Consider the following 11,391-nt stretch of genomic DNA (forward strand, 5'->3'; position numbering starts at 1 on the left):
GAATATGTGACTGCCGAAAGCCTGACTTCCTTCCCGGTCCACAAGGGGATCAGCAATCACCAGCTCAAGCTCGGGCTACGCTACGATCTCTGGTAGCAGGCTCGGTACACATCAAAACACTGGCGGCGGATCTTCGGATCCGCCGTTTGCGTTCGAGGTCGCGACATCCTGATCACGGATCGCCGGTATCCTGCCAACGACAAAAACTTTCCTCTTGACGCCCGAAGCCTGAACGCATATCGCCGTCCGTGGGCCACCCCTCCCCAACGAGGGGCCACTATCTGGAAGGATAGACCACGATGACGGCACATACGAAGCCCGGACTCCGTCCGGCAAATCCCAATTTCTCCTCAGGTCCCTGCGCAAAACGCCCCGGCTGGTCGGTCGAGGCGCTGAAAGCTGCCGCGCTCGGCCGTTCGCACCGCGCCAAGATCGGCAAGGCCAAGCTTGAACAGGCGATCGAGCTGACGCGGGAAATTCTCCAGGTTCCGGCGGACTACCGCATCGGCATCGTGCCGGCGTCGGACACCGGCGCGGTCGAGATGGCGCTGTGGTCGCTGCTCGGCGAGCGCGGCGTCGACATGGTCGCCTGGGAGAGCTTCGGCTCCGGTTGGGTCACCGATGTGGTCAAGCAACTCAGGCTTGCCGACGTGCGCAAGATCGAGGCCGGCTACGGCCAATTGCCCGACCTGGCGAAGATCGACTTCGATCGCGATGTGGTCTTCACATGGAACGGCACCACGTCGGGCGTGCGGGTGCCTAACGGCGATTTCATTCCCGCGGATCGCAAGGGCCTGACCATTTGCGACGCGACCTCGGCCGCCTTTGCGCAAAGGCTCGACTTCCATAAGCTGGATGTCGTCACCTTCTCCTGGCAGAAGGTGCTGGGCGGCGAGGGCGCGCATGGCATGCTGATCCTGTCGCCTCGCGCCGTCGAGCGGCTGGAGACCTACAAGCCGGCCTGGCCGCTGCCGAAGATCTTCCGCCTGACCTCGGGCGGCAAGCTTATCGAAGGCATCTTCAAGGGCGAGACGATCAACACGCCGTCGATGCTGTGCGTCGAGGATTACCTCGACGCGCTACACTGGGCGAAGTCGATCGGCGGCCTCGAGGCGCTGATCGCCAGGGCCGATGCCAATGCCGCCGTCATCGATCGCTTTGTCGGCGAGTCCTCATGGCTCGGTCATCTCGCCGTCGAGCCGGCGACGCGGTCGAACACCTCGGTCTGCCTGTCCTTCAGCGACCCGGACGTGTCCGCGCTCGACGCCGACGGGCAGGCGGCTTTCGCCAAGGGGCTGGTCTCAGTGCTCGACAAGGAAGGTGTCGCCTATGACATCGGCGCCTATCGTGACGCACCGCCCGGCCTGCGCATCTGGTGCGGTGCGACGGTGGAGACCGCCGATCTCGAAGCGCTGCTGTCCTGGCTCGACTGGGCCTTTGCCGCGCAAAAGGCCTCGCTCAAGGCCGCGGCCTGACTCCGAAGGGCCGGGTGGGGTCGCCTCCACCCAGCTCAACGATCCAACATCCAGAAGATCAGGCCATATTCGGCCACAAGGACCCAATCCCGGCGCTTTCGCGCCGACCCTCCCCTCAAAGTGGAGGGACGCCAATCGCAAAGGATCAAATCCATGCCTCGCGTTCTCGTCTCAGACAAACTTTCTCCCACCGCCGTGCAGATCTTCAAGGATCGCGGCGTCGAGGTCGACTATCTGCCCGACCTCGGCAAGGACAAGGAAAAGCTCGCCGAAGTGATCGGCCAGTATGACGGCCTCGCCATCCGCTCGGCGACCAAGGTCACCGAAAAGCTGATCAATGCCGCCACCAATCTCAAGGTCATCGGCCGCGCCGGCATCGGCGTCGACAATGTCGATATCCCGGCGGCGAGCCGCAAGGGCATCATCGTGATGAACACGCCCTTCGGCAATTCGATCACCACCGCCGAACATGCGGTGGCGATGATCTTCGCGCTGGCGCGCCAGATCCCGGAAGCCAACGCCTCGACCCATGCCGGCAAATGGGAAAAGAACCGCTTCATGGGCGTCGAGATCACCGGCAAGACGCTGGGCATCATCGGCTGCGGCAACATCGGCTCGATCGTCGCCACGCGCGGCGTCGGCCTCAAGATGCATGTCATTGCCTTCGACCCGTTCCTGTCGGACAAGCGGGCCGAAGAGCTTGGCGTCGACAAGGTCGAGCTGGATGAGCTTTTCGCCCGCGCCGACTTCATCACGCTGCACACGCCGCTGACCGACAAGACGCGAAACATCATCGACGCAGCTGCGATCGCCAAGATGAAGAACGGCGTGCGCATCATCAACTGCGCGCGTGGCGGGCTGGTCGTCGAAGCCGACCTGATCGCGGCGCTGAAGAGCGGCAAGGTGGCTGGTGTCGGCATCGACGTTTTCGAGGTCGAGCCGGCCGAGCAGAACGCGTTGTTCGGCATGGAGAATGTGGTGGCAACGCCGCATCTCGGCGCCTCGACGGCGGAAGCGCAGGAGAATGTCGCGCTGCAGGTCGCCGAACAGATGGCCGACTACCTGATCAAGGGAGCCGTCTCCAACGCCATCAACATGCCGTCGATCACCGCCGAGGAAGCGCCGCGGCTGAAGCCCTTCGTCAAGCTCGCCGAAGTGCTCGGCGCCTTTGTCGGCCAGGTCACCGAAGACCCGATCACGGAGGTCGAGATACTGTTCGACGGCTCGACCGCGACGATGAACACGCGTGCGCTGATCAGTGCCACCCTTGCTGGGCTGATCCGGCCGCAGGTCTCCGACGTCAACATGGTGTCGGCGCCGATCATGGTGAAGGAGCGTGGCATCATCGTTGCCGAGGTCAAGCGCGACAAGTCCGGCGTGTTCGACGGTTACATCAAGCTGACGGTCAAGACCGAGCACAAGACACGCTCGATCGCCGGCACCTGCTTCTCAGACGGCAAGCCGCGTTTCATCCAGATCAAGGGCATCAATCTCGACGCCGAGGTCGGCCAGCACATGCTCTATACGACCAATGCCGACGCGCCGGGCATCATCGGCCTGCTCGGCACGGTGTGCGGCGAGAACGGCGTCAACATCGCCAACTTCCAGCTTGGCCGCAACCGGCCGGGCGGCGATGCCATCGCGCTGCTCTATCTCGATGCGCCGTTCCCGGAAAACGTGCTGGAGCAGGTCAAGGCGCACAAGTCGATCGACTCGGCCAAGCGGTTGCAGTTCGACGTCAACGCGATGTGACCCCGCGACTTGCTGCGAAAGATCGAAAGGCGCGGCCTGGTCCGCGCCTTTCGTTTGTTCAGCGTGTCCTGGCCGACCGCAGCGCTGCCTTGCGCCCGCTGTATTCGGCAAGCCCGATGCCGCCCACCACAAGCACCAGAGCCAGCGCCTGGTAGAGTTGGAATGTCTCGCCGACAATGAGCACCGAAAGCAGCGTGCCGAAGATCGGTACCAGGTTGATGAACAGGCCGGCGCGGTTGGCGCCGATCAGTTCGTTGCCCCTGATGTAGAAGATCTGCGAGATGGCCGAGGCGCCGACCGCGGTATAGACGATGACCAGCCAGCCGCGCGCGTCGGGCACGATGACCTTGCCGGCGGCGATCTCCCACAGGAAGAAGGGCAGCGAGGTGACAAGTGCAGCAACCGACAGGGCCAGGATCAGGCTCTGCCAGTGCATCACCGGCTTCAGCCGCAGCCCGACCGAATAGCCGCTGTAGAGAAACACCGCGACCAGCATGATGGCGTCGCCGAAATTGAGCTCCAGCGTCAACAGCCGGCGCGGGTCGCCGTGGCATGCGGTCAGGACCACGCCGGCGATGGTCAGCACGACGCCGACAATCTGCGCCCCGTTCACGCGCAAGCGGAAGAAGACGAAATTGGCGACGATGATCAGGATCGGCATCGCCGCCTGTTCGATCGAGACGTTGATCGCCGTCGTGTAGTTGAGCGCCGTGTAGAAGATCGTGTTGAACAAGGTGAAGCCGCTGGCGCCAAGGGCCGCCAGCACGAGCCAGTGCTTGCGCACCACCGGCCAGTCCTTGCGGATCGTCTGAAGGCCGATCGGCAGCAAGATCGCCACGGCCAGCACCCAGCGCAGGAAGACGAGTGTCATCGGCGAAACGTGATCGACCGCCAGCTTGCCGGCCACCGAGTTGCCGCCCCACAGCAAGGTGGTGAGCAGCAGGAATATGTAGGCGCGTCGATGCATGGCGGGATTCCGGCCGCCAGAGGTGAGCTGCGGTGTTTGCCGGCCTATTGCCCCCGTCTGCTCAAGTAAATGATGTCAAAGCCGAAAATTGTTGTGCCTCAGCGCAATTTTGGCGGCAAAGAAAGGTCGCGCTCACGAGGTCTTGACGTTATAGAGGCCTGTCGTTTCGAACCATATTCAAGCCGCTCGGCGGCGTCTCAAGGGAAAAGAAACATGGCCAATGTGGTGGTCGTCGGCTCSCAGTGGGGCGACGAGGGCAAGGGCAAGATCGTCGACTGGCTGTCGGAGCGCGCCGATGTCGTGGTGCGTTTCCAAGGTGGCCACAATGCAGGCCACACGCTGGTCGTCGACGGCAAGGTCTACAAATTGTCGTTGCTTCCGTCCGGGGTCGTGCGCCAGGGAAAGCTGTCCATCATCGGCAATGGCGTCGTTTTCGACCCGCATGCTTTCGTCGCCGAAGTTGCGAAGCTCAAGGCGCAAGGCGTCGAAGTGGCGCCGGATCGCCTGAAAATAGCCGAAAACACAGCGCTTATCCTGTCGCTGCATCGGGAGCTGGACGGATTCCGCGAGGACGCCGCCTCCAATTCCGGAACGAAGATTGGCACGACCCGCCGTGGCATCGGCCCGGCCTATGAAGACAAGGTGGGCCGGCGCGCGGTCAGGGTGATGGATTTGGCGGATTTGGAAACGCTGCCCTTGAAGGTCGACAGGCTGCTGACGCACCACAACGCGCTGCGTCGCGGGCTTGGCCATGCCGAAGTCACGCATGATGCGATCATGCATGAGCTGACCTCGGTCGCGGCCGAGATCCTGCCCTATATGGACCGGGTCTGGAAAATCCTGGACGACAAGCGCCGCGCTGGCGAACGCATCCTGTTCGAGGGCGCGCAAGGCACGTTGCTCGATATCGACCACGGCACCTATCCGTTCGTCACCTCGTCGAACACGGTAGCCGGGCAGGCGGCCGCTGGCTCGGGCGTCGGCCCGGGCGCCATCGGCTATGTGCTCGGCATCACCAAGGCCTATACGACGCGCGTCGGCGAAGGCCCGTTCCCGACCGAGCAGAAGAACGAGATCGGCGAGTTCCTCGGCACGCGCGGCCATGAATTCGGCGTCGTCACCGGCCGCAAGCGCCGCTGCGGCTGGTTCGATGCGGTGCTGGTGCGCCAGGCCGTCGCCGTCAACGGCATCAAGGGCATCGCGCTGACCAAGCTCGACGTGCTCGACGGGCTGGACGAGATCAAGGTCTGCACCGGCTACCGTCTCGACGGCGAGATGATCGACTATCTGCCGGCCAGCCAGGGCGCGCAGGCACGCGTCGAACCGGTCTACGAGACCCTGGAGGGCTGGAAGGGCACCACCGCCGGCGCACGCAGCTGGAACGATCTTCCGGCCCAGGCCGTCAAATATGTCCGCTACATCGAGGAGCTGATCGGCGCCCCGGTCGCGCTCCTGTCCACCAGCCCGGAACGGGATGACACGATACTTGTGACCGATCCGTTTCAAGACTAGTTTCTCAGCCTTTCCGGGCAACGCGGCCGATTTGCGGGGGCCGGCCCGGGAGCAAAATACAGGTCGACCGAAGCATGGCAGATTTCGTTTCTGTTCTGAAAAGGCAGCTCGACAAGCACGGCGAGCCGGGACTCGATACGCGCAAGCGGATCTATGACGGTGCGCGTACCGCGCTCGAAAAGAGGCTTGCGGAATTTTCGCCGCCGCTGTCCGCCGAGGTCATAGCCAAGCAGAAGCGCTCGCTGGAAGACGCTGTCGCGAGTGTCGAGCGGGACTACGCCAAGAGCGCGCCGGACACTGATCCGCTTGCGGAGCTGGAACACATCTTTTCCTCGATCGACCGCAACAAGAACCAGCCGAGCCATGCACGGCAACCGACGAAGGAAGAACCAACCTGGCCGGCACCGCCCGCGGCCAAACCGGAACCTTATCGACCGGCGCCACCACCTGCCGCCAAGGTCGAGCCAAGCTGGCAAAAGCCGACGGCAGCGCCTGCTCGCACAGAAACGCCCCTTCCGGGGATGGACAGCGAGGAGGCCGAGGACGACGGGGTCGATGTCTTTTCAAGCAACGAAGAGCCGGTGTCGGACACTTTCCAGCGCCTGAGGCCCGCCGAACGCAGGCGCAGCTATGGCGGCTTGATCGCTGTCGTCGTCGCCTTGCTGGTCGTTGCCGGTGGTGGCTATGGCATCTGGCTGAACAAGGACGCCTTCGGCAAGATGCTGGGGCTCGACGGCAGCACCAAGGTCGTGAAGACGGAACCGGTGAAGCCGGCGCCGGCCAAGCCGGCAACAGATGCCGCGGCAGCGCCGCCAGCACCCGCGGCCGGCGGCACCGAAAGCGAAGCCCCGAAATTCACCCAGCGGCTGACGCCGCAGGGCAGCGAAGTCGACCCCGGCCCGGCCGGCGGACAGAGCGGCATCGGCGAAGGCGAATCGGTCGCCGCGCTGACCACGCCGCCCTCGGCGACGAACGCGCCAGCGGTTTCTGCACCGGCTGCCGCCACTCCGCCCGCGGCCGCACCCGCCACAACGCCGCCACCCGGTACGGCACCGGCGACGCCTCCTGCAGCGGAGGCCGCACCTGCGGCGCCGGCTGCAGCCGCCACGCCGCCAGCACCGGCAGCAGCACCGGCAGGTGCCGCGCCGGCACCCGTAGCCGCGGCGGCTGCGCCTGCGGAAACCGCGTTGCCGGTCGGCCAAAAGGCAATCTTCTATGAGGAGCGCACCAGCACCGCCCAGGGTTCGGCGGAACCCGGCAGCATCGTCTGGTCGCTGGTGCAGGAATCGCCCGGTGGCGACCTGCCGCCGGAACCGGCGATCCGTGCTGAGGCAACCATTCCCGGCAAGGACATCCAGTTGCGCATGACCATCCGTCGCAACACCGACCAGACATTGCCGGCCAGCCATATCATCGAGATGATCTTCCTGACGCCCGACGGCTTCGAAGGCGGCGGTGTCGACAACATCCTGCGCGTCGCGATGAAGAGTTCGGAACAGGATGCCGGCAGCCCGTTGATCGGCATTCCGGCCAAGATCGCCGACGGTTTCTTCCTCGTTGCTCTCAACGACACCAAGGCCGATGAGGACGCCAACATGACCTTGCTACGCGGGCAGGACTGGATCGATGTGCCGGTCGTCTACAAGACCGGACGGCGGGCGCTGCTGACCATGGAAAAGGGCATTCCCGGCGAGAAGGTGTTCGACGAGGCGATCAAGGCCTGGCAGGCGAAGACGGCGGGCTGAGCAGGGCGTCGGGCGTGGCGCCCGCTGTCTCAAAAGCCCTGGAACAGCATGTCGAGCGCGGCGACGATGACGTCGTGCTGCTTCGCCAGGTTCAGTCGACTATCACCCAATTCGCTGGCAGCCACGGTTGCGATCAGATGGGTGGCCATGACCAGTTATCGCCCGTTGATTTCGAAGGTGGGATGGAGCTCTCGCATCGGCGGCGGCGCCGTTGCGACCGGTAGAAGCGGAACCACCACCCGTGTTTTGAAATTGTCGAGCAAGTCGGATTGAACGTCGAGCAAATAGCTGCCTTCGATGCGCCCCGCGAAGACATCGAAACGTGCCATCAGAACTGCCGCGAGTCTTCCAGCGGGATGCCGTGTTTTTCGACATAGTCGTTCCACGCATCCATGGTGGCGCGATTCTCAAGTTTCCACAGCCGTGTTTTTTCGACCGCCACCGCTTCCGCGATGCCAGCCTCCGCGGCGCGCGAGACATTCACGTCAAGGCCCTTGGCTTCCCTCATGAGGTTCGAATCGATCGACAGGTTTGCTGGCTGACGGATCGCATTCAAGGCAATCTTGCGCATAGTAGCCTCCACAGCATGCGCATAATGTATGCGCATTTCCGCCTTGGGGAAATCCGGCCCTTCGCTATGGCCCCGGGCGTTCGTCACTTCAATCGACAAATCGTTGTCGATTGATAGGCCTGCGGCCGAACGCTCCACTACCCTTCCATCTCTTCGCGCAGCATCTCCAGTTCCAGCCACTCTTCCTCCAATGCGGCCAGCGTCGCGCGCTCCTTGTCGAGGGCGGCAATGGTCTTCTGGAACGAGGCCGGATCGCGCTCGTAATAGGCCGGATCGGCGATGTTGTTCTCAAGCCTCGAGATCGACCCCATCACGGCTTCGATTTTCTTGGGCAGGGTTTCCAGCGCGAATTTCTGCTTGAACGACAGCTTCTTCGCCGGCCCCTTTGGCGCGGCGGCTTCATTCTTGGTCGCGACCGGGGCTTCGCCAGCTTCGGCTTTCGTCCGCGCCTTGCGATCGTCTAGCCTGGTGCCGCCGCGCTGCGCCAGCATGTCCGAATAGCCGCCGGCATATTCGATCCAGCGGCCGCCTCCGTCCGGCGCAATGATGCTGGTCACGGTGCGGTCGAGGAAATCGCGGTCGTGGCTGACCAGGATGACGGTGCCGGCAAAGCCGGCAACCAGTTCCTGCAGCAATTCCAGCGTCTCCATGTCGAGATCGTTGGTCGGCTCATCGAGCACCAGAAGGTTTGCCGGCCGCGCCAGCACGCGCGCCAGCAAGAGCCGCGCCCGTTCGCCACCGGAAAGCTCGCGCACCGGCGTGCGTGCCTGCTCGGCCTTGAACAGGAAATCCTTCATGTAGGAGACGACATGGCGCTGCTCGCCATTGATGACGAGGTTCTCGCCGCGTCCGTCGGTGAGATATTGCGCCAGCGTCTCCTGTGGATCGACCGCTTCGCGCTTCTGGTCGAGCGTGGCGATCTCCAGATTGGTGCCGAGCCGTACCGACCCGGCGTCGGGCTTCAACTCACCGGTCAGCATCTTCAGCAGCGTCGTCTTGCCGGCGCCGTTCGGCCCGACGAGGCCGACGCGATCGCCGCGCTGGATGCGGGTCGAGAATCCCTTGACCACGGTGAGGTCGCCGAAGCTCTTCTCGATGTTTTTCGCCTCGATCACCAGCTTGCCGGATTCGGCGGCGTCGCTCGCCACCATGGTTGCCGAGCCTTCGGCGCCGCGATGGCCACGAAAGCGCTGGCGCATGGTCTGCAATTCGCCAAGGCGGCGCATGTTGCGCTTGCGCCGCGCCGTCACGCCGTAGCGCAGCCAGTGCTCCTCGCGCACGATCTGGCGGCCGAGCTTGTGCTGTTCGCGCTCTTCCTCTTCCAGCACGAGGTCGCGCCATTCCTCGAAATGGCCAAACCCCTTGTCCAGCCTGCGGGTCTGGCCGCGGTCGAGCCAGACGGTGGCGCGCGATACGCGCTCGAGGAAGCGGCGGTCGTGGGAGATGACGACGAGCGCCGAGGAGGTGCGGACGAGCTCCTCTTCCAGCCATTCGATCACCGAGAGATCGAGATGATTGGTCGGCTCATCAAGCAGGAGAATATCGGGCTCCGGCGCCATGACGCGGGCGAGTGCCGCGCGCCTTGCCTCACCGCCGGAAAGATCGTTTGGCCGCTCCTCGCCCGACAGGCCGAGATGCTCCATCAGATAGCTGGCGCGATATGGATCGTCGGCAGGCCCGAGTCCTGCTTCGACATAGGCGCGCACCGTCGCAAAACCCTCCATGTCGGGCATCTGCGGCAAATAGCGGATTGTCGCCGAAGGCTGGCGGAATACCTCGCCGTCCTGTGGCTCGATCAGGCCGGCGGCGATCTTCAGCAGCGTCGACTTGCCAGAGCCGTTGCGTCCGACCAGCGCGATCTTGTCGCCGGCAGAAGCGGTCAAGGCGGCGCCATCGAGCAGCGGCGTGCCACCGAAGGTCAGTTTTATCCCGTCGAGATTGAGAAGGGGCGGGGCCATGTCAGCTTTCAGGTAATGGATAAGGGTGGGCGAGCAACAGCGCGCGGCCCTGGCCGAGTGTGATTTCGAGGCGGCCCTTGACCTCGTTGGAGATGGTCAATGACGAACCGAACGCCACCTTGACGCGGTCGAGCGGCCATTTGGCGCCGGCAACGGTCAGGCCGGAAAGATCGGAAAAGCCGAGCACAGAAAACAACGTGCCGTCGGCATAGTCGAAGCCAGCTTTGGCGTGCAGCAGCGGGACGCCTTCTTGCGCGCCACTGGTCAAAAGTATCGCTGTTCCGGCTTCGGCCAGCCGCAGGGCAAGTGCCAGATGCAGGAAGGCGTGGTCGGCGCGCTTGCCGCCGAAAGCGCCGGCGAGCACCAGGCGGGTCGCGCCGCGCTCCAGTGCGGCGGCGACCGCCAGTTCGCCATCGGTCTGGTCCTTCTCCGTCGGAAAGGTCCGGCGGGGCACGGCGGCGAGGTCATCCGGCAGGTTGGCCGGCACGGAATCGAAATCACCCACCCACAGTTCCGGGACAAGGCCCAGCAGACGCGCATGGCCGATGCCGGCGTCGGCGGCGATAACGCGGGAGCCTTCGACCTGGTGGTCGAGCCGTGGCGTGCGGATGAGATCGCCGCCAAGCAGGATGGTGAATGTGCTCATATCGTGTGGCCCTTACCAGCCCGGCACGGGAAACGGAAGGCCGGCAAACTGCCACTTGCGCGAGGGATCGGCCCGGCCTATGTCTCGAAACGCTCTAACGGGGTGCCGGACGCGATCTTCGCGGACCGGCTGAGAGGCAAACTCGCCAACCCGCTGAACCTGATCCGGTTTGTACCGGCGGAGGGATTAGACGTTTCGGACAGTCCGGCGCCTCAATTCCTTTCAATTCGAACGAAGGAGGCGCCGATGCGCACGCTTTTCTACTCCCTTGCCTCAGCGATGGTTGTGGCCCTGTCCGGACCTGCCTTGGCCAAGGACAAGCTCACCGTCTACACCTATGAGAGTTTCACCGCCGACTGGGGTCCGGGTCCGGTTGTGAAAAAGGAATTCGAAGCCGAGTGCGGCTGCGATGTCGAGTTCGTCTCTGTCGCCGATGGCGTCGCGCTGCTCAACCGCGTCAGGCTGGAAGGGGCATCGACCAAGGCCGACATCGTGCTGGGGCTCGACACCAATCTCACCGCCGATGCCAAGGCCACGGGCCTGTTTGCGCCGCATGGCGCGGTGTCCGACGTCAATGTGCCGGGCGGCTGGAGCGACGATACTTTCGTTCCTTTCGACTATGGCTATTTCGCCGTCGTCTACGACACCGAAAAGCTGAAGAGCCCGCCGAAGAGCCTGAAGGACCTGGTCGAAGGCAGCGCCGACGACAAGATCGTCATCCAGGATCCGCGCACCTCGACCCCGGGTCTCGGCCTGCTGTTGTGG

The 11,391-nt window shown here is 64.0% G+C and carries 9 protein-coding genes, 1 pseudogene and 1 riboswitch; of the genes and pseudogenes, 5 read left to right on the forward strand and 5 right to left on the reverse strand.

What is annotated here, in order from left to right; all coding sequences use genetic code 11:
• Positions 1-299 precede the first annotated feature (299 nt).
• Together ACXJ7R_RS14905 and serA are read left to right on the forward strand one after the other, a co-directional pair.
• Positions 300-1,475, forward strand: coding sequence for a phosphoserine transaminase (locus ACXJ7R_RS14905; RefSeq protein WP_457152501.1), 1,176 nt, complete (start codon positions 300-302; stop codon positions 1,473-1,475).
• Positions 1,476-1,628: 153 nt separating this feature from the next.
• Positions 1,629-3,227 carry a phosphoglycerate dehydrogenase gene (gene serA, locus ACXJ7R_RS14910; protein WP_457152502.1) on the forward strand — a complete coding sequence of 533 codons (1,599 nt, stop codon included), beginning with the start codon at positions 1,629-1,631 and terminating at the stop codon, positions 3,225-3,227.
• A gap of 58 nt (positions 3,228-3,285) precedes the next feature.
• Here serA and ACXJ7R_RS14915 read toward each other — a convergent pair whose 3' ends face one another.
• Positions 3,286-4,194, reverse strand: coding sequence for a DMT family transporter (locus tag ACXJ7R_RS14915; protein ID WP_457152503.1), 909 nt, complete (start codon positions 4,192-4,194; stop codon positions 3,286-3,288).
• Between the two features lie 213 nt (positions 4,195-4,407).
• On the opposite strand from ACXJ7R_RS14915, the gene ACXJ7R_RS14920 reads away from it, so the two are divergent.
• Positions 4,408-5,706, forward strand: coding sequence for an adenylosuccinate synthase (locus ACXJ7R_RS14920; protein WP_095089490.1), 1,299 nt, complete (start codon positions 4,408-4,410; stop codon positions 5,704-5,706).
• A 74-nt stretch (positions 5,707-5,780) separates the two neighbouring features.
• The gene (locus ACXJ7R_RS14925) at positions 5,781-7,451 is read left to right on the forward strand and encodes a hypothetical protein (protein ID WP_457152504.1); all 1,671 of its coding nucleotides are present in this window, start codon (positions 5,781-5,783) and stop codon (positions 7,449-7,451) included.
• A gap of 29 nt (positions 7,452-7,480) precedes the next feature.
• Here ACXJ7R_RS14925 and ACXJ7R_RS14930 read toward each other — a convergent pair.
• The 4 genes and pseudogenes from ACXJ7R_RS14930 to ACXJ7R_RS14945 form a co-directional block, all read right to left on the reverse strand.
• Positions 7,481-7,780: pseudogene (locus ACXJ7R_RS14930) on the reverse strand (CcdB family protein).
• Positions 7,780-8,022 (reverse strand): type II toxin-antitoxin system CcdA family antitoxin, encoded by a 243-nt coding sequence (locus ACXJ7R_RS14935; protein ID WP_457152508.1) that lies wholly within the window; start codon positions 8,020-8,022, stop codon positions 7,780-7,782. Before ACXJ7R_RS14935 ends, ACXJ7R_RS14930 begins: the two are co-directional and overlap by 1 nt.
• A 137-nt stretch (positions 8,023-8,159) precedes the next feature.
• A complete protein-coding gene (locus ACXJ7R_RS14940; protein WP_457152505.1) occupies positions 8,160-9,980 on the reverse strand; it encodes an ABC-F family ATP-binding cassette domain-containing protein in 1,821 nt (606 codons plus the stop codon).
• A gap of 1 nt (position 9,981) precedes the next feature.
• A complete protein-coding gene (locus ACXJ7R_RS14945) occupies positions 9,982-10,626 on the reverse strand; it encodes a thiamine diphosphokinase (RefSeq protein WP_457152506.1) in 645 nt (214 codons plus the stop codon).
• Positions 10,627-10,714: 88 nt separating this feature from the next.
• Positions 10,715-10,829: riboswitch (TPP riboswitch) on the forward strand.
• A gap of 43 nt (positions 10,830-10,872) precedes the next feature.
• Between ACXJ7R_RS14945 and ACXJ7R_RS14950 the strand changes: the two genes are divergently transcribed.
• The coding region (locus ACXJ7R_RS14950) for a thiamine ABC transporter substrate-binding protein (protein WP_457152507.1) at positions 10,873-11,391 on the forward strand (519 nt) is incomplete at its 3' end.

Source organism: Mesorhizobium sp. P5_C1 (assembly GCF_054049815.1).